The organism is Shewanella zhangzhouensis (assembly GCF_019457615.1).
In the GTDB taxonomy this organism is placed as follows: domain Bacteria; phylum Pseudomonadota; class Gammaproteobacteria; order Enterobacterales; family Shewanellaceae; genus Shewanella; species Shewanella zhangzhouensis.
The window spans coordinates 3984918-4008742 of sequence record NZ_CP080414.1 but is presented as its reverse complement, the minus strand read 5'-3'; the positions used below and the strand labels follow the sequence as shown (position 1 = coordinate 4008742).

Genomic DNA, 23825 nt, shown 5'->3' with positions numbered 1-23825 from the left:
TTTGAATGACAGGGGGATGACACTTTGGTGGCAACTGTGTGAAACGTCAGTCGTTATTGCTATGTCCAAGCAGCCAGGTCAAGCCGTGGATGGCGGTGGTGGGAAAGGCCATCCCATGGTCGGCCTCGGGGATCTCCAGGTATTTAAGCTCGATTTGTCTCCCGGGTAAGGCCTCGAGTCTCGCCTTGAGCTTACGGGCCCCGGCGACCATATCGTGCTGTTGTTGCGGTGGAAACTCCCGGGCGCCCACGGCGATAAACACCCGGTTTGGCGTGGGTTTGTCAGTGGCCGCATTTGTGGCACCTTGATCGGCGGCTGTATCCCTGACTAGTGAGGTTGTCAGCAGGGATTCATCATCAAACCACACCGAGGGACTGCCCAGGATGTAGTCATCAAACAGCACAGGTCTTGCCTGAATAAGCCAGCCACCGAAGAGGCCGCCGAGGGAATTGCCGATAAAGATGCGTCTGGGGGCTGATGGTGTGCCTGCGGACGCTGACTGGCTTGTTGTGGAGGCGGTGACCTGCGAATCAGTGACCGTTGCCTGTGCGAGATAGCGGCGGCTGATTTCGGGAAAGAGTGTCTTTTCAATAAAGTCGGCGTGGGCGGCCGCACCGCCTGTGGCGAGCTTCCAGTCTTTATCCTCTGTGGGGGTATAGTCACGCACCCGGCTCGCCTGGCCGCGGTCACCTTCTGCAAAGCCAACACCTATCACCAGCGCATCCTCCATGGTGCCACTGCCCACCGGAAAGCGTATAGCGCCTGTCACTATGGGAAAGGCGTAGGGCGAATCGAGCAGATACACCTGGGGCGCAGTGGCAAGCCTGCTGCTGTCTTTGGGGCGCTGCACCGCAATCTGGTAATTTCTGCCACTGCTGGGGTCGCGAAGGGTAAATACCTCGGTGCGGGGCAGAGTAAAGCCTGCCGGCGGGGCTTGTGTTGCCAGTGTTGTTGTGGCTGTGCTGTGGTTGTCTGCCTGTACCGTAAATGTGGCAGCATTTAGGCACAGGCCGATGGCGGCGGATTTGGTTAATGCAATGAATCTCATCGAAATAGTCCGGTCATCCCTGGGGCTGGTCAGTGTGCCTCATCAGGCTTTGAGCATAAAGCCGCAATTGTTCGACTGGGGCGAATACCGCCTGCTCGCAACATTGACTATGGCAGCCAGCATTCATCACTGATCCAGATCAGGGTAAATTTGCTGCAATAGGTTAGCTTGGGCTGTATCAGATTTAACTTATGCTTGCAGACCTGTGGGCAGATGCTGCAACAGAGGCGGGAAATTACAGATGCGCGATGAGACCCTGATCCGAGTGCTGAAGACCCTGATGCTGCTGGGGATCTCGTTAATTTTGCTTGGCGTTTATCTGCATAACTTTAACGACGCCGTCGAAGCTATGGGGGTGAGGGGGATAATCCTCAGCGCCCTGTGTGTGGCCATTGGTATGGCGCTCTCCCTGCCTACCAAGATGTATCTCACCTTTGTGTTTGTTCGCCGTGAGGAGCTGGCAAAACGCCTTGCCGCAGAAGGTGGGCACGGCTTTGACAAAGCACTTGTCGAAGCGGCAGACAAAGTGACAGATGCAGGGGCAGATGAGGCCGGGCGCTGAGCACGGCTCACATCAGCACTGTGCGCGCCGATTACAGTGACAGGGAGGACAAAAACTTCTCAGTATCGCCGTTATTGGCTTCGTGGTCGGTATAGATGGCGGTTTGGGTCACCATGGCGTTGTGAAAGCTTATCATCCGCTGGGTGACCAGCTTGTCGTTTAAGTCCAGGCTGAACTCGTAGCCATCGTAACCATCCACCATGATAAAGCGCTTGTCTTTGAGTCTGGCGCCCATGTTGATAAGGGAACTGGGGTAATAGTCCCCCAGGGTCACATCCGGGTTTTGTATCACAACCAGGGTGTACTCGGCGGCCGCATGCCTTGAGCCTTGCCATTCCACCGTGTGTCCTTCCACCGAGCGGCGCTCCACCGTGGGTGCCTTGGGAAACATCACGCTGATGTTCACTGTGTCCAGCACATAGGGCTGCCACACCACCTCAGGCTCGGCCTTTTCTGCATAGTGCTTTTGATACAGGTCGTAGCCGCCGTAGGCCAGCGCCCCCACCAATAAGAGTTTCAAGAGTCCGTTCATGCCTGTTCCTTGTAAAAACTAACTTCTGGCTAAAGGTTTTGCGTGTTGCTGAAAGCTATCAAGTGAGTGCATCGATGATTGATATATCTTGCAGCTATGCTTGATAACTAGTTGGATGGTGAAACCTGAAAACTATCCGACCCAGATTTACGTTGAATCAGGAACCTATCAAGGTAAATCTGAGTCGTTATAACAGCATCAGCGAATTAACGTATCTTTACCCAGTACTTCTTCGTAGTCGGTTATTATCTCTTTCAAAGGTCTGTCTTCTTTGTTGGAGAGAAGTTTGTGGGATAGGGCGCTGAGTTTGATCAGAATATCTTTACATTCAATGCGTGCAGCTTGAACTTCACAGGAAGTGCCATAAAGGATCTGAGCCATGAGTTCATCACCTTTGGTGACGCTTGATGATGCCAAATTGATATAAGTGGTAAAGACAGTATCCCTGATTTGGTCTGCTGTATTATTTCTGATGGCATCTTTATAAGTTTCTTCTTCGCCACTTGGAACAAAGCTGCTAACCCAAGAAAAATAATCTATATCCAACAGTATTGAAAACGCCCTGTCTTTGAAATCACTGTTGGAAATAAGCGCTTTGATACTGTCTTCGGTCGACAATGTTTGATTGTGAAGGGTTTCATTGACAATGTTTTGTAAATCAACGAATTCCTTGAGAAGTGCAGACCATCCAGAACCTAATCTATTATGAATTTGGGCGATTTCTTCTATGTCACGGAAAAAATCTTCTCTGATTTTTTGACCATCTTTTATGGAGTCGAGAACCGGCAGCAGGGTGTAACGACGTTTTTGAATGGTCTCGTAGTAGTGGTCGGTGCCTTCAATAAAGGCTCTTAAGGATTCAAGCTGTGTTTGAATAAAAGGTCTGTTTTTTCCGATGTGTAATGCAAGTTTCGAGAAATTTATTCCATCGCCCTTGTCTGTCAGACGAATATCTATCGGCCGCTCAAACTTGGTACCATTGAGAACGATTTGACTGAACGCATTCTCAAACTCCTCAAGGATTGACTGAACTTTTGCCAGCGAAGATGCCCGTGCTCTTTCATTGATACCCACTTCACGCTCGTTTTTGGCTCGACGGCGACTTTCGAGCCACCAGGTAGCTAATGCGGTGATAATGGTAACGCTGGTGGCAATATCGAAGCCCAATTGCACTTTTTCAGCTAGCAAACTATCAATCATAATTCCTTTTCCCTGATAATGGTGATGTTGTTTAAATCATTGAATTAGATGCAAATGAATCATCAAATTGCCCGGTTTACTGCATGCGTCTATCCCTTGGCACCAACCAAGGCATATTGACACGTAAAAACAATACAGGACTGACGGATATCCCCAGCACGCAGTGATTAGCAGCCAGGAGGACACCACTGGAGACTTACAGCGGCACTCCCTTGTCATCCTCGCCGCTTCAGTATGGCGAGCGCCCACATCATCCCTGTAAATGCAGTTTTAAAATTGCAGCCTGAAACCGCAATCAAGAAATAGATTAAGCATTGTTTTTTAAAATAAAGTTACAGCAGCGTACGATAAAAGTGACATGCGGGCAAGCGCAATACCCGAGCCTATGTCGGCAAATACGGCCGATGTCACAAACATTATTTTGCAGCGCAGTGAGATGAGACGAGCGAATACTGACATTGGGTTTTATGGCCACTCCTGGATCGGATAAAGTGGCGGTAGATTAAATAGCATCGGCTAACGCGGGTAGCACAGTGGGTTGTGCCAGCCATTTACGCGCTATCGCCTCAGTTTCCCAGATGCTTCCGTTTCGGAGATCCTATGCAACTCAATGATGCCCTGGCGGCGCAGATTGTCAGCCGGGCAATGAAAATTCTGTCGTTCTCGGTCAATGTGATGGACGAGCACGGCCTTATCATTGCCTCCGGCAATCCGGAGCGGTTGCATCAACGCCACGAAGGGGCAGTGCTGGCCCTGGCCGAAAACCGGGTGGTGGAGATTAATGAGGCTACCGCCCAGCAGCTCAAAGGGGTGCGCCCTGGCATTAATCTGCCCATTGAGTATCAGGGCAAGCGCATTGGGGTTATCGGTATTTCGGGCGAGCCCGATGAGGTGCGCGCTTATGCCGAGCTGGTGCGGATGACCGCCGAGCTGATTTTGGAGCAGGCGGCGCTGACCGAACAGCTGCAGTGGGATAAGCGCCACAAGGAGGAGCTGGTACTGCAGCTTATCCGCGGCGAGGGCGATGTGGAGCAGTTGCAGCAGGCGGCGCGTTTTCTGGGGCTGGATTTGGCGCAGCCCCGGGTTGTGGCTGTGCTGGCGCTGGAAGAGGCGCAGCCGGCAAGGCTTCGTGAGCTGGTGCATCAGCTTGAGAACCCGGAGCGCGACAATCTGGTGGCGATTCATGGACTGGATGAAATCGTGGTACTTAAACCCGCCAAAATTGTCGATGAGGTGTGGCAGTCGGAGCAGGAGCGGGGGCGGGTAAAGCAGCTTTTGGCACGTATACCGCACTTTAAGGTGCGCATCGCCGTGGGCGATTATTTTGCCGGTGTCGATGGGCTGGCGCGCTCTTATCAAACCGCCCGCGACACCCTACGCCGGGGTATGCGTCAGGCACCGCGTAAGCAGGTGTACTTTTTTGAAGACTATCGGCTGCCGGTGCTGCTTGGCAGTCTGGCGGACTCGTGGCAGGCCGATGAACTGCGCGCCCCCCTTAAGTTGCTGACGGGTTCCGACACCAAGGGGGTGCTTGTTAAAACCCTGCGGCAGTATTTCGCATTGAACTGTGATCTCAATCGCTGCGCCGAAGCCCTGTTTATTCACCCCAACACACTGCGCTACCGCATCAGCCGTATCGAGCAGATAACTGGCTTGAATATCAATAACCTGGATGACAAATTTTTACTCTATCTCGGTCTCAATCTGGAAAGCTGATTTGTTCGATACAACAAATATTGCCGTTAAAATCCTGTTGATATTTGTATCACTGAACAAAGCTTTCCCGCTGGCAATCATCATAATGGCCACCAAACAAACATATAAAAGGTGTCTGCCATGACTTCGGTAACTGCCCTTGGCGCCATAGCTGCGCTATCCATCGCTATCTTTCTGATTCTGAAAAAAGTGCCGCCCGCCTACGGCATGATAGTCGGCGCCCTTGCCGGTGGCCTTATCGGCGGTGCCGATTTAACCCAAACGGTGGCGCTGATGATTGGCGGTGCCCAGGGCATCACCACCGCAGTCATGCGCATTCTGGCGGCCGGTGTACTCGCAGGTGTGCTGATTGAGTCCGGCGCAGCCACCACCATTGCCGAAACCATAGTGAAGAAAATCGGTGAAACCCGCGCCCTGCTGGCGCTGGCACTGGCAACCATGATCCTCACCGCCGTTGGCGTGTTTGTGGACGTGGCCGTCATCACGGTGGCGCCGATTGCGCTTGCTATTGCACGGCGTGCCGACCTTTCCAAGGCCGCAATTCTGCTGGCCATGATTGGCGGCGGTAAAGCGGGTAACGTAATGTCACCCAACCCCAATGCCATTGCGGCGGCCGATGCCTTTAACCTGCCGCTGACCTCGGTGATGGCGGCCGGTATTATTCCGGGTATCTTTGGTTTGGTGATGGCCTACTGGATTGCCAAGCGTTTGAATAACAAAGGCAGCAAGGTTGCCGCCGAAGAAGTGGTCAGTGTGGATGAGAGCAATCTGCCGCGCTTCTTCGCTGCCATCAGTGCGCCCCTGGTGGCCATTTTGCTGCTGGCACTGCGCCCCATGGCCGGGATTGTGGTTGACCCGCTGATTGCACTGCCGCTGGGCGGCTTGGTGGGCGCCCTGATGATGGGTAAATTCTCCAAAGTAAACCAATATGCGGTATCGGGTTTGGCCCGCATGGCGCCTGTGGCCATTATGCTGCTGGGTACGGGTACCCTCGCAGGCATCATCGCCAACTCGGGGCTGAAAGATGTGCTTATTGGTGGTCTCACCGCCTCAGGTCTGCCATCTTACCTGCTGGCGCCTATCTCGGGTGCGCTGATGTCGCTGGCGACGGCTTCGACTACTGCGGGTACCGTGGTGGCATCCAACGTATTCAGCTCGACCCTGATTGAACTGGGCGTAAGTGGTTTGGCGGGCGCTGCCATGATCCACGCCGGTGCCACTGTATTCGACCATATGCCCCACGGCTCCTTCTTCCATGCCACCGGCGGCAGCGTGCACATGGGCGTGGGCGAGCGTCTCAAGTTGCTGCCTTACGAAACCGCGGTCGGCCTGACCATTGCGGCCGTCTCCACCCTGATGTTTGGTGTGTTTGGCCTCGCCTAAGGAATTGATATGAAAATTGTAATTGCCCCGGATTCATTCAAGGAAAGCCTGAGCGCCATGGAAGTGGCCGATATGATAGAGGCCGGTTTCAAGCAGGTGTTGCCCGATGCCAGTTACGTAAAACTGCCGATGGCCGATGGCGGCGAAGGCACGGTGCAGTCTCTGGTGGATGCCACCGGCGGCGCGATAGTGCCAGTCGAAGTGACCGCGCCGCTGGGGAATCGAGTAGAAGGCTTTTTGGGGCTGCTCGGCTCTGGCTCTTGTTCGAATGATGGCTCTGATTCTGCCACGAGCGAAGGCAAACGTGCCGTTATCGAGATGGCGGCGGCGTCGGGCATTCATCTGGTGGCGCCCGAGCGGCGTAACCCGCTGCTGACCTCAAGCTTTGGCACCGGCGAGCTGATTTTGGCGGCGCTGGAGCGGGGCGTGACCCATCTTATTTTGGGCATTGGCGGCAGTGCTACCAATGACGGCGGCGCGGGTATGATAACCGCCCTTGGCGGCAAGCTTTTAAAAGCCGATGGCAGTCCGATTGCCCTTGGCGGCGGCGGTCTGGCAGAGCTTAGCCATATCGATTTAACCGGCCTCGACCCACGTTTGGCGGGGCTGACTATCGAAGTGGCCTGCGATGTGAATAACCCACTCTGTGGTCCCAAGGGCGCCTCGGCGGTGTTTGGCCCGCAAAAGGGCGCGACTCCTGAAATGGTTTCACAGCTTGATGCCAACCTGGCGCGTTATGCCGACTGTATCGAAAGCACCCTTGGCAAGTCGGTAAAAGATATCCCCGGCGCGGGCGCTGCCGGTGGCATGGGGGCGGCGCTGGTGGGTTTGCTTGGCGCCGAGCTTAAGCCCGGCATCCAGATTGTGATTGAAGCGCTGAAACTCGCCGATGCCGTGGCCGATGCCGATTTGGTTATCACCGGCGAGGGCCGTATCGACAGCCAGACCATTCACGGCAAAACTCCCATCGGCGTGGCCCGCTGCGCCAAGCAGTTTGGTAAGCCAGTGATAGGCATTGCAGGCTGCCTTACCGACGACTGCGGCGTGGTACACGCCCATGGCCTTGATGCAGTATTTGCCGTGGTTAACCGCGCCATGACGCTGCCCGAAGCGCTGGCCACTGCCCGCACCAACCTTGAGCAGACCGCCCGCAACGTCGCGGCGCTGTACCGTCTACCCCGCTGAGCGCTCTCCACCCGTGGCCGGTATCAAACACCGGCTGCGGCTTCATCCCCACAGCCAACCCTGTCATTTCGATAACAGATCAGTGAATGGCCACAGCGCAAAGGCAATAGTTGCTATGTGATTAGGGCGTTGACGCTGGCCGATATGGCCTTGCTGATGGCAGGGTACAGCACAGCACAGCACAACACAGCACAACACAGCACAACACAGCACAACACAGCACAACACAGCACAACACAGCACAACACAGCACGACTTGGTTGAGAATGCCAAAGCCTCCTGGCTCGCTGCCTTGCAAGCCTGAATGCTTCCTCGGACCCCCAGATTTATCCATGAAAAAAATGTGGTTAAAGATGCTTTCCAACTACACTTAATGCTATGGCATGGGGTGATTTTTCGAGGTACTGGCGCGCTTGCGCCTGACTCGTGCGTGCCCACGCTTGCTACTGAAGTCCTTGACTAAGGAGGCGTTATGTTACTGAAAAATATTGCGCTGATACTGCTGCTGGCTACGGGCATGGTCGTGAGCGGCTGCAGTCGTCAGGTCAGTTATCAAAATGATGTGTTGCCCATTTTGCAGGGCTCCTGTTTCGGCTGCCATGTGGCGGGTGAAGGGGCCCAGAATGCGGGCTTAATCCTGAGCAGCCACAGCAGCATGATGGCAGGCACCAAGATGGGGCCGGTTATCGTACCCGGCAGCGCCGCATCCAGTACCCTGTATCTGGTGATTTCCCACAATGTGGACCCGAAAATACAGATGCCGCCCCACCACTCAGACAAAATGGCCCAGGGGGAGGGTAAACCCTTAAGCCAGGAGCAAATAGACACCATCAAGCTGTGGATAGACCAGGGCGCCAACAATAACTGAGCCCGGGCCAAGCGATACCATCAGGGCGATGCATACAAAAACAGGGGCGAAAGCCCCTGTTTTATTGGTTTGCCTGACTTAAATAGCGGCCTTGAAAGTTACTGTTAATTAGCCCGTAAATCAAAGGCTATTAAACGACCATCGCTTTCCTGGGCGCCGGTGGCAAGCAGCAGTATGCGATTATCGGTAATGGCCAGGGTACCGGGTTCATCGTATGACCACACCTGCTCGCGGGTTTGCAAATCGATGGCATAGACATGGGCATTGGTGCTGACAAAGAGCAGATTTTTGGTCACCACCACATTGCGGTGGAATGAGGTGTCCTGGGTGGTGGGGGCAACCCAGCTCCACAGCACTTCACCTGTATCCTCGTCGATGGCATCCAGTGAGGCAGGATTGTTTTTGCCAGCATAGACCACGCCATTGTGGGTGGCGAAGAAGGTTTTGTAGGTGAAACGGCTGGCCCAGCGGTATTCCTTTTTCACCACATCGAAGCTGGAAATCACCCTGTCTTCAAAATGCTCGGCATTGCTGCTGGCACGGCCGCTGAAGGCGCCGCCACTGTAGGCCATGACTCTGCCTTCAGTGCCAATCACTGGGGAGCCATGGTAGTCGTAGTTGCTATTACCGAAGAGATCCTGGATGGTGCTGAGTTTGTCGCCGGTATTTTTGTCGAATACGGTCAGCTCGTTGCCACTGTGCACGTACACATGGTTGGCATCCACCGCAGGCGTGTCCATACCCCATGAGGTGCCGGGGGACTGCGACCAGGCCTGAACACCGTCGTTAATGTCAAATGCGTAGGTAAAACCGCCGTAGTAACCGCCGGTCTGATAGACCTTGTCGTCATAAACCGTGGGGGCGAGATAGTGTCCCCACTGTGATGAAAAGTTGGTCTGGAACTTAAGCTTGCCAAGGGCACGATCGATGGCCCATACCTTGGTGTCCTGATGGCCGGATGTCGCGATAAACAGGGTATCGTCGTTGATGGCCGGCGGATTCAGCGCGGGCACATTGCCAAAGGACAGGCGCCAATTTTCTTTACCGGTGAGTTCATCCAGCGCAATCACGGCCGCATCGCCGAAATACACATCGGTAGAGAGGTAAACTTCGCCATTGCCGCCAACCGGCGCATTAATGCCACCAATGGGCTCGGAGGAAGGGGCGCGTTGCCACTCCCACAGTTTGGCAAAGTTGTTGGTGTTCAATAACACAGGTACGTAGCCATTGTGAGCCGCGTTGGCCTGATGGGTCTGCCACTCGGGCACTTTGGCCACATCCAGTTGCAGGGTCAGCGCTTCCTGCGAGTCGGGGTAAAGGCTTGTGCAGCTCGCGTCTTTACAGGCAACCAGTGTGAGTGTTGGCGTGTATTGCCCAACTTGCAGGTCTATATTGAGCTGGGTATCCAGGCTGAAGCTATTGCCACTGAGGGCCGCCGACACCACGGGGGAAATGTACTGATTGTTTTGGTCGTAAAGCTTCACAAATACCTGACTGGCGCCAAGATTGCTGCCAGACCAGGTGCCACTGACGGTAAGGGGTAACGCATCCCCCTGGCTGAGCTGCAGCGATACCTGTTCGGAAGCCAGCTGCAGGCTTACCTTGGCCACGGGCTGCTCGCCACCGCCAGAATCACCGCCGCCCGAATCGCCACCGCCACAGGCAGACAGGAACACAGCCGAAGTGGCAAACAAGTAAGTCAATCCGTGTTTCATTACTATCCCTTTAATTATTGTTATTCCAGCCGCAGCCAAGCGGCGGAGTATTGTTATTTTAATCGCATGCTATGTTTTAATTTGCCCGGTGTCAGGCACAAATTAAGCCGCCAGAAAATAGCACCAAGCGAGGGTGTTGGCGAGAATATTTAAATCAATATTTACATATGGGGTAGGGCGAAAGCGCTTGCATAAAAGGCGAGCAATAGCGAGTCCGATTCACGCTTTTTGTGGGAGATAGTTAATGTGCTTGTTAACTCTCAACACCTAAAATCTCTCTGAGACTTTTCGCGATTTTCCATCTGATCTTAATGCTCTTATCACGTACTGCCGGCATTTCTTTTTTTAGTTTTTCCATTAAAGGCTTGATTTCTTCATTGGAAGCCTCCTCAACCTTCATCCAAGCATTGTAATAATTATCATGCATGAAGTTAATATCACTCTCCAAAGTTTTTGGGAGAAATATTGAATGCTCTTCAAAATATTGATAGAACGAAATATAACTGTCATAAAATTTTTCGCCGTCTTTGCGCAACTCTTCGATATCATTTAATTCAGGGCCCCAAGAAAAAATCTCAGCCCGCTTCGTGAGATGAGTAAGCCTAGAAAAGAGTTCTTCCAAAACCTCCAACCTTCGTGACTCTAATACTGAAAGCTTTATCCTAAGACGTTCATTATCTAGTTGTAGAGATGCAGTTAGCATCGCCAGCTCTTTTTCGGCCTCTGATTTCAATTGGTTTTTAAAAACATCAATATCTTTAGATAATAAATGCCCTGTTAGAGACCTTATTAGCCAAGCTACAGCTGCAAGTAATAAGCTAGCCCCCCCTAAGAATTTAATAATGTCTTCCATAGTCTAAATTTGCATCCTTTAGAGTTAACGCCACAAGAAGGGGCCGCCGAAAAAGCAGTCCCTTTGCTTGCAAAGTTAAGAGCCTACACTTTTGAGCAGGGAAAATATATAGGCAGCAACTACGGAGCTGCTTGCCGCTATAACCCAGGACAATATGCTAGGCCATGCACGCTTAAAAAAGCTAGGCTTTGCCTGCTCAAGATAAATGGCTGTATTAGGGATATATTTATTATGAATGAACAATAAGATATTGAGCAATACAAACACGGATGCTACAAATATCGCCCTGCTCTTCCAACCATCTATATCTGGTATGGCGATTAGCATTGAGAAGAATATTGCCCCATTAAGATTAAGACCATACTTTCTGTATGTGGTAACCAATGAATTTTGCTTCAGCTTCAATGTTTGGAAAATAGACTCTGCCTTGCCTAAAACCCATGATTCATTAATGCCTGAAACACGGATTTCGCTAACACCATTAGCTACTAGCTCTACGATAATGACACGATTAATTCCATAGGCTTCCGGTTCTTGGACCACTAGCTTGATGTAATGTAATTGCTCTATACCATCTAGCTGTTCGAAGAAATCATCAGCATATTTGGTAAGCTCGCAGCCTCGTAATGAGTAAGTAACAATAACTCTTCCCTTACTGAAATCTTTTTTAATATAACCTATAAGTTGGTTCAAATCGTCTTTGAACAGGCGAACTGAACCCATTTGTATAGTTTTATTGTGTATTTGCTCTGGGTTTCTATTTTGTGCTCCTGGGTCAGCTGATGCTAAGTCGTGAGGGTAAATTTCAAAAGTCCCCGCAGTACCAATCGTAGACTCCCACTCTCCGCGAATATGGCCGTCTGCACTTAAACGACCTCTTACTGTTACATTTCCCAGTTCAACCCCTTCCACCGCTTGTGCTGGGATACAGTTGAGCAAAAGCTCATCATCAATCGATCCAGTGTAGTCATATATAGAGACACCGAAAATTGCGTCCATAATTCGCAACTTACCAGATACATTTTGATCATCCTGAACAAGATCAAGAAATACATTCCCTGTGTTGGTTCCGTATATTCGACCAGCCCACCTGTTAGCTAAGTTTGGCATTCTTCGGTGATCTCCTTGCTGTTAACATCTATGGACGCTCCCGATTGTGCAAGCAGGTTGAGCCTAAAGCACTGTAGGTTTTGCAGCCATCTATTCGGATTTTGTGAGGATCAAGCCTCGATATTTGATGAATTCCGCTGGCTTACGACTCATCATTTGGACGTACTTATTTGTACTATGTTAGGAAGAGTCTCTGTAAGCCCCGGTGCTACCTGTCTGTCTTCAGTTAACTTGCCTGCGCAAAACGCTGCGTCTTATTAATTTACAATGTGAGGAAAATCCTCACGAAACACAGCTGAGGATGGGTGCAGCACTGTGCTTGGTGACTGCAAATTTTCCTCCGCGTGGCGGCCAGAGGCCTTCGGGAAACGCTAGTAAGATGAAATTGTTCATCTCACTGTCTGACGACACGCTTATTCCCCTTCGGTGCCGCTGAGGGTGTTGGGATTGGGCGCGTAGCCGAGACAAGGATGTCGAGGCTGGTTCGGTCGAACAGGGATGTGAGTCCGAACCAGTAGCAAGACCAATTCCATAAACCCGAAGGGCTTTCGGCACCGTCAGGGGCGGCGGGGGAGTTCCAAGAGGGGATCGCTGTAGGTCCCCTCTTGGCCGGGTGTGGGTTGGAGACCCACGACTTACCGTCGCTTGAAAAGCGACAAACCCGCAGGGTTCGTCAAGCGCAGCTTGGCACAGCAACACCCAACACCCCAACACAGCCGCATACAGGTCGGCTTACCTGCTTTCAGCCACGCTACCGCCACTGGATTTCGCTACCAGACAGCACCCAACCCAACCAAATGCAGACACAACACAGAAACCACAAACAACAATGGCAGATTCCCCGAACACACAGGGACGACCAACAGGGAAGAGATGAAGAGGAGAAGGAAAGAAAGCACGCTCCATTGCCACTGGCACCCGTCCATAAAGAAAGACCAGCGAGTACCCACATCATCCCTGCTATTGCAGCGTTACTATCGCAGCTTTGTTATCACAAGACGGCAACTGCGACCCGAAGCCACAATTCAGTAACTGCTTAAGTATTGTTTTTACTGCAAACTTTAACCAAAAGTTGCCCAAGCGTACGATAAAAGTGACAGCCGGGCAAGATGCAGTCACGGCCTGGTGAATGGTGAATGGTGAATGGTGAATGGTGGAATAAGGGATTAAGGGATTAAGGGATTAAGGGAAGTGGGAATAGGGGAAGTGGGAGAAGCGGGAAGTGGGCGGCCATCGCATTGGCTACAGCAGCGGCCAAATAAAAAAGGCCCGGTACGAGTACCGGGCCCTCTTCAACAGTATGTTAATCCCGAAGGATTAGTTCATGCCGTACTTTTTCAGCTTCTTGCGCAGGGTGCCACGGTTGATACCCAGCATGTTGGCTGCGCGGGTTTGGTTACCGCGGGTGTGTTGCATGATGATATCAAGCAGAGGGGCTTCAACTTCGCAAAGCACCATTTCGTAGACTTCCTGGGCTTCCTGGCCATCCAGCTGGGCGAAGAAGTTGCTAACAGCGCGCTTAACGGCATCACGCAGCAGTTGCGGCTTGATGGTGCCGTTTGCGGTTTCGATTTTGCCTACGGTAAGCGGATGAGCTTCAGTGTGAGTTGTCTGATCAAACATTCGTATTCTGCTCTTTATTGATACTGTATTAATTCGTCGAAATAACGTTCCACAGCGGAACGTTGCTCGGCAGCGGTTTCCAGCGCATTAAACTGGGAACGGAAATCACGCTGCTGCTCTTGATCCAGGTACCAGCCTATATGCTTTCTGGCGAAACGGATTCCCTTGAATTCGCCATACAGGTCATACAGTTTGGAGAGATGTTCGAGCATCACGCGACGCTTTTCTTCATCTCCCACCGGTGCCAGTTGCTCCCCGGTATCGAGAAAATGCTGGATCTCTCTGAAAATCCAAGGCCGTCCCTGGGCACCCCGTCCTATCATCAGGGCATCGGCACCGGTGTAGTCGAGCACGTAACGTGCCTTCTCCGGACTGACGATGTCCCCATTGGCGACAACAGGAATCGAGACACTCTGTTTGATGGCGCGGATGGTGTCGTACTCGGCATCGCCTTTGTACATGCACTGTCGGGTTCGGCCGTGAACGGCCAACGAGGCAATGCCACAATCTTCTGCTATCCGGGCGATTTGAACACCATTCCTGTGTTCCGGTTCCCACCCCGTGCGAATCTTCAGCGTGACCGGCACTTCGACTGCGCCTACCACGGCCCTGAGGATTTGCTCCACCAGGTCGGGGTATTGCATCAGTGCCGAACCGGCCTGCTTTTTATTCACTTTTTTTGCCGGGCAGCCCATGTTGATGTCGATGATCTGTGCGCCTTGCTCCACGTTGAAGCGGGCGGCCCAGGCCATCTGTTCGGGGTCGGCACCGGCAATCTGCACTGAGCGTATGCCTTCCTCTCCCGAATGTGCCATGCGCTGACGGCTTTTGTCTGTATCCCAAAGTTCGGGATTGGCAGACAACATCTCTGACACGGCCATGGCAGCACCATAGCGCAGACAGAGATTTCTGAACGCCTGATCGGTGACACCTGCCATTGGTGCCACGATCAGCTGATTGGTCAGTTGATAGGGTCCAATTTGCATTGTTGCGTTTCACCTTGTGCGTCAAAGGGGCGCTATAGTACGTCTTTTTGTGAGGGAAAAAAAGGTCAATAAATGACCTGAGCACAACTTTTTTGCTTGACATTTACGGGGCGAGGTTTCCCGCCCCAATGCGGGTTGGCGCGCCTTTTACAGCGATTTGCGTACCCCTGTCAAGCGGCTCCAGTCGTCTTTGTGGGCAGGTTCGTCCATGTCAAACCACTGGGCGTAACATTCACGGATTTCTTCGGCCTGCTCTTTGAGCAAACCCGAGAGGGCCAATTTGCCGCCGGGCTGAACAAGATCCTGGATAAGCGGCGCCAGTTCGCGCAGCGGGCCGGCCAGAATGTTGGCGACCAGCACCTCGGCCTTGAGACCGGCGGGTTGGTCTTCGGGCAGGTACAGGGCCAGACGGTCTTCAACCTGATTACGCTGGGCGTTGTCGCGGGAGGCGTCGATGGCCTGATAGTCGATGTCGATACCGGTGGCTTTGGCAGCGCCCAGCTTAAGGGCGGCCACGGCGAGGATGCCTGAGCCACAGCCAAAGTCGATAATCTCTTTTCCGGCCAAATCCAGGCTGTCGAGCCACTCCAGGCACAGGGCCGTGGTGGGGTGAGTGCCGGTGCCAAAGGCCAGACCCGGATCGAGGATCACGTTAACGGCTTCTGGGTCCGGCACGTCGCGCCAGCTTGGGCAAATCCACAGACGCTTGCCGAACTGGATGGGGTGGTAGCTGTCCATCCATTCGCGTACCCAGTCTTTGTCTTCGATTTGTTCAATCTTGTATTTGAGCTCGCTGCCGAGGAAGGGCTGCGCCTTGAGCAGTTCCACCACTGGGGCCAAATCGAAGTCGGCATCGAACAGGGCCACCACCACGGTATCGTTCCACAGCGGGGTTTCGCCCAGCTTGGGTTCGAAAATGGGTTGGTCTTTACCATCTTCAAAGGTGATGGAGACAGAGCCTTCCTCCATCAGCAGATCGCTGATGGCATCGGCGTGATCGCTGCTTGAATGCAGGCGCAATTGGATCCAGGGCATGGTGGTTCCTGTGTTTTCAATAGGGGGAAATGGGCGCATTGTAGCCTGTTTGCGTGCCCTTGGCACTGGCACGTGCCGCTGGGGTGCCGAGTCGGGCACGGGTGGGTCTGCTAACGTCTTGTACCTGATTGGTTTTTTGCCGGGGTGTTGCGAGTGTCTTGCTAATGGGTTGTTTGTTTTGATGGCATATCTAACACGGTGAATTAACAAGGTTAATTGGTATGACCTCTGTTTGTTTTTATCCCTTTGTTTGTGATCCGCTTCCAATAATGACCACTGTGGCGGTGAGATGCCTCACGCTTTGCTTCTGCCCGTCTCGCCACAGTTTTTACAGCTGATATTGTGTTCTCCTCGGTAATGTCGCCCGGGCGCGGCACAGGGGGAGAGGCAAGCATGAACAGCGCACGCACACTGACAGAACACACATTAAATCCACGCACGGCAGGGCATCCCTGGTCGGCGCGTGCCGACAGGTTGCAGAGCCTCACGGGACTCATGCTGGGGGGCTTTTTGCTGCTGCATATGCACTTTGAGTCGAGCATCCTGCTGGGCAAAGAGGTGTTTTATCAGGTGGTACAGCTGCTGGAAGGGGGCATGTTCTCCAGCACCGGCCACGGCTTCCCCTGGGTGACCAAGGCATTCTCTGTGCTGGTAATGGTTGTGGTGTGTTTGCACGCGGCATTGGCGCTGCGCCGTTTCCCGACCCAGCTTGGCCAGTGGCGCCTGCTGCGCTCACATCTGGGTTCCATCGCCCACAAGGATACCCACGCCTGGTTTTGGCAGCTCATCACAGGTTTTGTGCTGTTTTTCCTGGTGCCGGTTCACTTATTTACCATGATCCTGAATCCCGAAATTGGCCCGCATCTGTCGGCCGAGCGGGTGTTTCATGACAATGCCTGGGTGCTTTATGCCCTGTTGCTGCCTGCTGTGGTGGTGCACGCCATGATTGGACTGTACCGGGTGTCGGTGAAGTGGGGCTGGGTGGTGCGTCGCAAGCCGCTTCGTAAGGTGGTTAAGCTGCTTATCGTCTATCTTTTGTGCTTGGGCACATCGAGCCTGGTGGCTTACATGTTTATCGGCAGCAGCCTGACATTGCCGGTAACGCCGTTCTCGCCGGCGGGTTAAGTTGAACTGGCACGACCTCTGCCTTAAAGAGTGATGCAGATCCTGATTCAGTAACCGATGAATTAACGAGCATTGTGTTGATTTGCGTCAGGGTTTAGCTTGGTTTTGTGAGCGACATTGGCACTCATAACCGACACAAGAATAACAGGCAATGAGGGATGAGCATGGCAGGCAAATTGGATATAAGACGCTGGAGCGGCGTGCTGGATTTGGGGCAGAGCGTGAGCGGCGTGGTGCTGGCACTCTTTCTGTGGACCCACCTGTTGCTGGTGTCATCCATTTTGCTTGGCCCCGAGGCCATGACCTGGGTGGCCCGCAATATGGAGTTGGCCTTTTTATCTGACGATGGCCATGGTTATCCCTGGGTGGTGAGCCTGATAGCCATAGGTGTGGCAGCCCTCGCGGCCTTCCATGTGCTGGTGGCCATTCATAAGTTACCCCTGACCCTGCGTCAGCAAAAAGCGCTGAAAAGCCAGATGCAGGTCATCAATCACAGCGATACCCGCCTGTGGAGTTGGCAGGCCGGTACCGGCATTGTGATTTTAATGCTGCTGCCAGTGCACCTGTGGCTGGTGGGCAGCGCGCCCGAAACCATAGGTCCTGTGGGCAGCGCCCAGCGGATATGGGGCGAATATGGGTATTTGATTTACCTGCCGCTGCTGCTCACCGTAGAGCTGCACGCCGCCATCGGTCTTTACCGGGTGGCGCTGAAATGGGGTGCGGCGCGGGACCTCAATACCCGGGCAAGATTAAGAACCATCAAGACGGTGCTCAGTGTGCTGTTTGTGGGTATAGGACTGGCGGCGTTGCTGGCCTTTATTCCCCATACTCCCGTGTAATTCATTAATACTGTTAAAAATAAGGCGGATAACAACCGCTGCTTACGCTGTACTTTGCAAAAGTGTGCCAAGGAGTAAACGTGAAACTCATTTATACAGACTGTCTTGTGGTGGGCGCGGGCCTCGCGGGTCTCAGGGTTGCCATCGCCGCCAAAGAAAGGGGCCACGATACCTTGGTGTTATCCCTCATCCCGGCCAAACGCAGCCACTCGGCGGCGGCGCAGGGCGGTATGCAGGCGAGCCTGGGGAATACGGTCAAGGGCCTTGGCGATAACGAAGATGTGCACTTTCAGGACACGGTAAAGGGCTCCGACTGGGGTTGCGACCAAACCGTGGCGCGCATGTTTGCCCACTGTGCCCCCAAGGCGGTGCGGGAGCTGGCCAACTGGGGCGTGCCCTGGACCCGGGTGACCAAGGGTCCCCGTGAAGTGGTGGTCAATGCCGAGCGTATCACTATCGAAGAAGCCGAAGCCGCCCATGGCCTGATTAACGCCCGCGACTTTGGTGGCACCAAAAAATGGCGCACCTGCTATACAGCGGACGGCACCGGCCACTCACTCTTGTATGCGGTGGACAACAAAGCCATTTCCCTCGGCATTCCAGTCCATGAGCGGGTAGAGGCCCTGTCGATTATTCACGATGGTGAGCGCTGCCACGGTGTGGTGGCCCGCTGCCTTATCACCGGCGAGCTGCGCGCCTATATCGGCAAGTCCACCACTATCGCCACCGGTGGTTATGGCCGTATTTATGAGGTGTCCACCAACGCCATTATCTGTGAGGGAATTGGTCAGGCACTGGCGCTGGAGACCGGCGTTGCCACCCTGGGCAACATGGAAGCGGTGCAGTTTCACCCCACTGCCATTGTGCCCGTGGGGATTCTCACCACCGAAGGCTGTCGCGGTGACGGTGGTTTGCTAAGAGACAAAGACGGCTACCGCTTTATGCCGGACTATGAGCCGGAGAAAAAAGAGCTCGCCTCCCGCGACGTGGTGTCGCGCCGCATGACCGAGCATATGCGCAAAGGCAAGGGCGTCGACAGCCCATACGGCCCGCACCTGTGGCTGGATATCACCCTGCTTGGCCGCAAACATATCGAAACCAACCTGCGGGAAGTGAAAGAGATTTGCGAAAACTTCCTCGGTATAGACCCGGCGAAGGATTGGATCCCGGTGCGGCCGACCCAGCACTATTCCATGGGCGGTATCCGCACTACACCCACCGGCGAGAGCCCGCAGCTCAAGGGCCTGTTTGCGGTGGGCGAGGCTGCCTGTTGGGACATGCACGGCTTTAACCGCCTCGGTGGCAACTCACTGGCCGAAACCGTGGTGGGTGGCATGATCATCGGCAAATACGTGGCGGACTTTTGTGACGATAACGATCTGGTGCTGGATACCGGCCTGGCCAAACGTTATGTGGACAAGGTACGCGCCGAAATCGATGGCCTGATTGAAGGCTCTGGTACGGAGAACTCCTGGGAGCTCAAGTCTGCCATGCAGCGGGTGATGATGGACTATGTTGGTATTTTCCGTAATGGCCCCGAACTCGACGAAGCGGTTAAGCAGCTTAAGGCGCTGCTGGCGCGCTCGGTCAATCTGGGTGTGAGCTGCAAGAAACGCCATGCCAACCCTGAGCTTGTGGAAGCGCTGCGGGTACGGCGCATGCTGAAAGTTGCACTCACCGTGGCCTGCGGCGCGGCTGCCCGCACCGAGAGCCGTGGTGCCCATGCCCGGGAAGACTTCCCCCAGCGTAACGACAAAGACTGGTTGTGCCGCACCCTGGCAAGCTGGCCCGATGCCAACGCCCTGGAACCCACACTGGGCTACGAGCCTCTGGACGTGATGCAAATGGAGCTGCCACCGGGTTATCGTGGTTATGGCGCCGACAATGCCATCGCCCATCCGGACACCGCCAAACGCGAGGCCGAAATTGCTGAGCTGCTTGCTGCCCTTGGCCCCAATGCCAGCCGTGAAGCTATCCAGCAGGCCCTGATGCCCTTTGAGCTACCCGAATCACTGAGACCGGCCAACGAACGTCTGGCCGACCGCCTCAATGGGCTGGTGAATACTGACACCACAGGCAGCCCATCCACGCCCAACATTGCCGGAGACGATAATTCATGAGCGGCCGCATTCTGACATTCAATATTTTCCGCTACGACCCACAGGACGCCGCTGACAAGCCCAAAATGGTCAAGTACCAGTTGGAAGAAACCAGTGGCATGACGGTGTTTATTGCCCTCAATAAGCTCCGTCAGGAGCAGGACCCGTCGCTGCAGTTCGACTTTGTGTGCCGCGCCGGTATTTGTGGCAGCTGCGCCATGGTGATCAATGGTTTCCCCACACTGGCGTGTCGCACTCTCACGGCAAAATATCCCAAGGGTGAGATCACCCTGATGCCGCTGCCGGGCTTTGAGCTGATTGGCGACCTGTCAGTGAACACCGGCAAGTTTATGCGTGAGCTGGCCGAGCGCTTGAAGCTGTGGCTGCACCCCAAGGGAGACGATCTGAATATCCACCGTCTGGAAGACCCCATGGATCCGGAGGAGGCCGCCAAGCTGTATGAGCTGGAGCGCTGCGTGGAATGTGGTGTGTGTGTATCGGCCTGTGCCACCAAGCAGATGCGCGACACCTTTGTGGGCGCCGTGGGCATGATGAAGATTGCCCGCTTTGAGCTCGACAGCCGCGATGGCCGCAGCGCCGATGACTTTTACCATGTAATTGGTAATCAGGATGGGGTGTTTGGCTGTATGACACTGCTGGGCTGCCAGGACAATTGCCCCAAAGACTTGCCCCATATGCAGCAAATCGCCTATCTGCGCCGCAAGATGGCCTCGACCCTGCTGTAATCTGTGGCTGACCCACAAAGCCCGCGCCGGAAATTCCTGCGCGGGCTTTGTTTTAAGGGCCAATTGGGGGTAGTGTTAGCCGGTAAATATCAGGCGAGGATTGCAATTGCTGACCACAGATTTAGCGCTGTTTGTTCGGGTGGCAGAGGCAGGCAGTATCAGTGCGGCCGCCGCCGAACTGGATATGACGCCGGCATCGGCCAGCGCCGCCATCAAGCGGCTGGAAAAACAACTGGGCTCGGCGCTGTTTATCCGCACCACCCGCAGCCTCAGGCTGTCACAGGCCGGAGAACGTTATCTGGGCCATTGCCACGAGGCACTCAGTGCCCTCGAACTGGGTCGCATGGCGCTGTCCAGCGAACGGGGCACTGTAGAAGGCACCCTGAGGATTTCGGTGTCGTCGGATTTTGGCCGCAATATCTTTTTGCCATGGCTCGATGAGCTGATGGAGCAGCATCCCGGGCTTGAGGTGCAGCTGGAACTGGGGGACAAGGTCAGCAGCCTGTTTCGCAGCAATATCGACGTGGCACTGCGCTACGGCATGCCCCAGGACTCGGAGGCGGTGGCTTTCTCCCTTGGGCACTTGTCGCGTCAGCTTGCGGCCTCACCTCTGTATCTGGCCCGTGAGGGGACGCCCACCACACCGGCCGAATTGGCCACCCACCAATGTCTGTTGTATAAACGCGCCGATAAGACCCACGATCTGTGGCACTTTTTCAGTGATGACGAAGAACACAAGGTACGAGTCAGCGGCAGACGCAGCTGCAACGATGCCGAAATTGCCCGGCGCTGGGCTGTGGCGGGGCAGGGGCTGGTGTATAAGTCGCGGCTGGATTTGGCCGCCGACCTGCTTGATGGCCGCCTGGTGCCCTTGCTGCCGGAATATGGTACCGAGCCGCTGGAGCTGTATTTACTGTGCCCCGGAAGGGCGCAGGTGACACCGGCGGTGTTGGCGTTGCGGGATATGTTGAGGACCAGGGTGGCCGAACGCCTGGCGATGCTGGATAAAGCCATGCTCGATAAAGCCACGCTGGATAAGGCGATGACGGGTAACGCCCTGCCGGGCAGTACAGCTTCTGACGAGGGATGGGGCTGAGTCCCAAGTTTTTGTCAGAGCCTCGCTTTCCGCCTGAGCCTGGCTTTCGGTCACAGCCAGGCAGCCGGATTTTAAAGATTAACGAGAATAAAAAAGCCGCTCAATGAGCGGCTTTTTTACGGGTTGCTTTACCTGAATGCCTGGCGGGCGCTTACTTGGCGCGCTTCATGGCGGTAAAGAACTCGTCGTTGGTCTTGGTCATCGCCAGCTTGTCGATGAGGAACTCCATGGCGGCCACTTCGTCCATTGGGTTCAAAATCTTGCGCAGGATCCACATCTTCTGCAGCTCATCGCTGGTGGTGAGTTTTTCTTCGCGACGGGTACCTGAGCGGTTGAAGTCAATCGCAGGGAACACGCGCTTCTCGGCGGCCTTGCGAGACAGGTGCAGCTCCTGGTTACCTGTGCCCTTGAACTCTTCGTAAATCACTTCGTCCATCTTGGAGCCGGTGTCGATAAGGGCAGTGGCGATGATGGTCAGGGAGCCGCCGTTTTCGATGTTGCGGGCAGCACCGAAGAAACGCTTCGGACGGTGCAGGGCGTTGGCGTCCACACCACCGGTCAGTACCTTGCCTGAAGAAGGTACTACAGTGTTGTAGGCGCGTGCCAGACGGGTGATGGAGTCGAGCAGAATCACCACGTCTTTCTTGTGTTCAACCAGGCGCTTGGCCTTTTCGATAACCATTTCAGCAACCTGTACGTGGCGGCTGGCTGGCTCGTCGAAGGTTGAGGCGATCACTTCGCCGTGAACCAGACGCTGCATCTCGGTCACTTCTTCAGGACGCTCGTCAATCAGCAGTACCATCAACACCACTTCGGGGTTGTTGTAGCTGATGGACTGGGCAATGTTTTGCAGCAGCATGGTTTTACCGGCTTTTGGCGGGGCCACAATCAGACCACGCTGACCTTTACCGATAGGGGAGCACAGATCCAGGATACGGGCGGTAATGTCTTCGGTAGAACCGTTACCACGCTCCATGCGCAGACGCTCTTCGGCGTGCAGGGGCGTTAAGTTTTCAAACAGGATCTTGTTGCGGGAGATTTCTGGCTTATCGAAGTTAACTTCGTTGACTTTCAGCAGGGCGAAGTAGCGCTCACCTTCTTTGGGAGGACGGATTTTACCGGCAATGGTATCACCCGTTCGCAGGTTAAAGCGTCTGACCTGGCTGGGAGACACATAGATGTCGTCCGGACCTGCAAGGTAAGACCCATCGGCGCTGCGCAGGAAGCCAAAGCCGTCCTGGAGAATTTCGAGTACGCCGCCACCGAAGATGTCTTCACCGCTTTTGGCATGGGCTTTGAGGATGGAGAAAATGATGTCCTGCTTGCGGGCACGGGCCATATTTTCGAGATTCATGCTCTCCGCCAAGGCCACCAGGTCGGCGATGGACATGTTTTTCAGTTCATTTAGGTTCATGTTGATGGGTCTTTTTGTACGCGAGAAAAGTTTGTCGCATTCAATCTGCAATGCTTACGAGGGTATTGAAAAGATTGAACTGCGAAGAAGTGGGTTAATCGATAAGAATCTGGCTATTAAAGTAGCACCTAAGCTGGGAGGCGTCCAGATTTTTAGGGCAGCCCGGCACATTTTAGCCCAAAAGCTGTGCCGGGCGTCACGCCAACAGGCGAAGATTAGAGCTGAGCGTCGATAAACTCTTTCAATTGAGTTTTGGACAGGGCGCCAACCTTGGTAGCAACCAGTTCGCCGCCTTTGAACATCAGCAGCGTTGGGATACCACGCACGCCGTACTTGGCGGGAGAGGCGTTGTTGTGGTCAACGTTCAGCTTGGCAACTGTAACCTTACCTTCGTATTCGGCAGCTACGTCGTCCAGAATTGGGGCGATCATTTTGCAAGGGCCGCACCATTCTGCCCAGAAGTCTACCAGAACTGGCAGTTCAGACTTCAGTACGTCGTTTTCAAAGCTGTCGTCGCTCAGGGTTACAATTTTGTCGCTCATGATGTTCTCCAAATGATGCCATCGCTGGTCTGTGAATGGCTTAGCATGTATATTGAGGCGGATTTACAGGAATTCAAGTGCCCACCTACTTGTTGTCGCTATTTCAAACGATCGAGTATCTTATTGCAACCCTAACTGGTATGCTGCC

The 23825-nt window shown here is 54.0% G+C and carries 20 protein-coding genes and 1 pseudogene; 10 read left to right on the top strand and 11 right to left on the bottom strand.

Annotated elements, in window-relative coordinates:
- Nucleotides 1-46: 46 nt before the first annotated feature.
- Nucleotides 47-1048: an alpha/beta hydrolase gene (locus K0H63_RS17680; RefSeq protein WP_220065808.1), complete on the bottom strand. Its 1002-nt coding sequence runs from the start codon at nucleotides 1046-1048 to the stop codon at nucleotides 47-49.
- A gap of 241 nt (nucleotides 1049-1289) precedes the next feature.
- Here K0H63_RS17680 and K0H63_RS17675 point away from each other — a divergent pair.
- A pseudogene (locus K0H63_RS17675) lies at nucleotides 1290-1502 on the top strand (hypothetical protein); the annotation flags it as partial.
- 139 nt (nucleotides 1503-1641) lie between these two features.
- Here K0H63_RS17675 and K0H63_RS17670 read toward each other — a convergent pair.
- Together K0H63_RS17670 and K0H63_RS17665 are read right to left on the bottom strand one after the other, a co-directional pair.
- Nucleotides 1642-2142 carry a hypothetical protein gene (locus K0H63_RS17670; protein WP_220065807.1) on the bottom strand — a complete coding sequence of 167 codons (501 nt, stop codon included), beginning with the start codon at nucleotides 2140-2142 and terminating at the stop codon, nucleotides 1642-1644.
- Between the two features lie 198 nt (nucleotides 2143-2340).
- Nucleotides 2341-3342, bottom strand: coding sequence for a hypothetical protein (locus K0H63_RS17665; RefSeq protein ID WP_220065806.1), 1002 nt, complete (start codon nucleotides 3340-3342; stop codon nucleotides 2341-2343).
- 600 nt (nucleotides 3343-3942) lie between these two features.
- Here K0H63_RS17665 and K0H63_RS17660 point away from each other — a divergent pair.
- The 4 genes from K0H63_RS17660 (at nucleotide 3943) to K0H63_RS17645 (ending at nucleotide 8494) form a co-directional block, all read left to right on the top strand.
- A complete protein-coding gene (locus K0H63_RS17660; protein WP_220065805.1) occupies nucleotides 3943-5058 on the top strand; it encodes a sugar diacid recognition domain-containing protein in 1116 nt (371 codons plus the stop codon).
- A 120-nt stretch (nucleotides 5059-5178) separates the two neighbouring features.
- Entirely contained in the window at nucleotides 5179-6441 is a 1263-nt protein-coding gene (locus K0H63_RS17655) for a GntP family permease (RefSeq protein WP_220065804.1), read from the top strand.
- A gap of 9 nt (nucleotides 6442-6450) precedes the next feature.
- On the top strand, nucleotides 6451-7626 hold the full coding sequence (locus tag K0H63_RS17650; protein WP_220065803.1) for a glycerate kinase: 1176 nt from the start codon (nucleotides 6451-6453) through the stop codon (nucleotides 7624-7626).
- Nucleotides 7627-8098: 472 nt separating this feature from the next.
- Nucleotides 8099-8494 (top strand): c-type cytochrome domain-containing protein, encoded by a 396-nt coding sequence (locus K0H63_RS17645; RefSeq protein WP_220065802.1) that lies wholly within the window; start codon nucleotides 8099-8101, stop codon nucleotides 8492-8494.
- A gap of 104 nt (nucleotides 8495-8598) precedes the next feature.
- Here the strand turns inward: K0H63_RS17645 and K0H63_RS17640 are convergent, their stop codons facing one another.
- The 6 genes from K0H63_RS17640 to prmA all read right to left on the bottom strand — a co-directional run bounded on the left by K0H63_RS17640 (nucleotide 8599) and on the right by prmA (nucleotide 15816).
- Nucleotides 8599-10209: a PQQ-binding-like beta-propeller repeat protein gene (locus K0H63_RS17640; RefSeq protein ID WP_220065801.1), complete on the bottom strand. Its 1611-nt coding sequence runs from the start codon at nucleotides 10207-10209 to the stop codon at nucleotides 8599-8601.
- 253 nt (nucleotides 10210-10462) lie between these two features.
- Nucleotides 10463-11062 carry a hypothetical protein gene (locus tag K0H63_RS17635; RefSeq protein ID WP_220065800.1) on the bottom strand — a complete coding sequence of 200 codons (600 nt, stop codon included), beginning with the start codon at nucleotides 11060-11062 and terminating at the stop codon, nucleotides 10463-10465.
- A gap of 75 nt (nucleotides 11063-11137) precedes the next feature.
- Nucleotides 11138-12172: a hypothetical protein gene (locus tag K0H63_RS17630; RefSeq protein WP_220065799.1), complete on the bottom strand. Its 1035-nt coding sequence runs from the start codon at nucleotides 12170-12172 to the stop codon at nucleotides 11138-11140.
- A gap of 1317 nt (nucleotides 12173-13489) precedes the next feature.
- Nucleotides 13490-13795, bottom strand: coding sequence for a DNA-binding transcriptional regulator Fis (gene fis, locus K0H63_RS17625; protein WP_011761333.1), 306 nt, complete (start codon nucleotides 13793-13795; stop codon nucleotides 13490-13492).
- A 14-nt stretch (nucleotides 13796-13809) separates the two neighbouring features.
- Complete coding sequence (gene dusB, locus K0H63_RS17620) at nucleotides 13810-14781, bottom strand: tRNA dihydrouridine synthase DusB (protein ID WP_220065798.1); 972 nt, start codon at nucleotides 14779-14781, stop codon at nucleotides 13810-13812.
- A gap of 147 nt (nucleotides 14782-14928) precedes the next feature.
- A complete protein-coding gene (prmA, locus tag K0H63_RS17615; RefSeq protein ID WP_220065797.1) occupies nucleotides 14929-15816 on the bottom strand; it encodes a 50S ribosomal protein L11 methyltransferase in 888 nt (295 codons plus the stop codon).
- A gap of 393 nt (nucleotides 15817-16209) precedes the next feature.
- Between prmA and K0H63_RS17610 the strand changes: the two genes are divergently transcribed.
- From K0H63_RS17610 to K0H63_RS17590, 5 genes are all read left to right on the top strand, one after another.
- Nucleotides 16210-16941, top strand: a complete 732-nt coding sequence (locus tag K0H63_RS17610) for a fumarate reductase cytochrome b subunit (protein ID WP_220065796.1) — start codon at nucleotides 16210-16212, stop codon at nucleotides 16939-16941.
- A 164-nt stretch (nucleotides 16942-17105) separates the two neighbouring features.
- Nucleotides 17106-17780: a fumarate reductase cytochrome b subunit gene (locus K0H63_RS17605; RefSeq protein WP_220065795.1), complete on the top strand. Its 675-nt coding sequence runs from the start codon at nucleotides 17106-17108 to the stop codon at nucleotides 17778-17780.
- Between the two features lie 80 nt (nucleotides 17781-17860).
- On the top strand, nucleotides 17861-19900 hold the full coding sequence (locus K0H63_RS17600) for a fumarate reductase flavoprotein subunit (RefSeq protein WP_220065794.1): 2040 nt from the start codon (nucleotides 17861-17863) through the stop codon (nucleotides 19898-19900).
- Nucleotides 19897-20625, top strand: a complete 729-nt coding sequence (locus tag K0H63_RS17595; protein WP_220065793.1) for a fumarate reductase iron-sulfur subunit — start codon at nucleotides 19897-19899, stop codon at nucleotides 20623-20625. Before K0H63_RS17600 ends, K0H63_RS17595 begins: the two co-directional genes overlap by 4 nt.
- Nucleotides 20626-20731: 106 nt before the next feature.
- On the top strand, nucleotides 20732-21721 hold the full coding sequence (locus tag K0H63_RS17590) for a LysR family transcriptional regulator (RefSeq protein WP_220065792.1): 990 nt from the start codon (nucleotides 20732-20734) through the stop codon (nucleotides 21719-21721).
- A gap of 151 nt (nucleotides 21722-21872) precedes the next feature.
- Here the strand turns inward: K0H63_RS17590 and rho are convergent, their stop codons facing one another.
- Together rho and trxA are read right to left on the bottom strand one after the other, a co-directional pair.
- Nucleotides 21873-23135, bottom strand: coding sequence for a transcription termination factor Rho (rho, locus tag K0H63_RS17585; RefSeq protein ID WP_011761324.1), 1263 nt, complete (start codon nucleotides 23133-23135; stop codon nucleotides 21873-21875).
- Nucleotides 23136-23350: 215 nt separating this feature from the next.
- Nucleotides 23351-23677: a thioredoxin TrxA gene (gene trxA / locus K0H63_RS17580; protein ID WP_011761323.1), complete on the bottom strand. Its 327-nt coding sequence runs from the start codon at nucleotides 23675-23677 to the stop codon at nucleotides 23351-23353.
- Nucleotides 23678-23825: the final 148 nt, after the last annotated feature.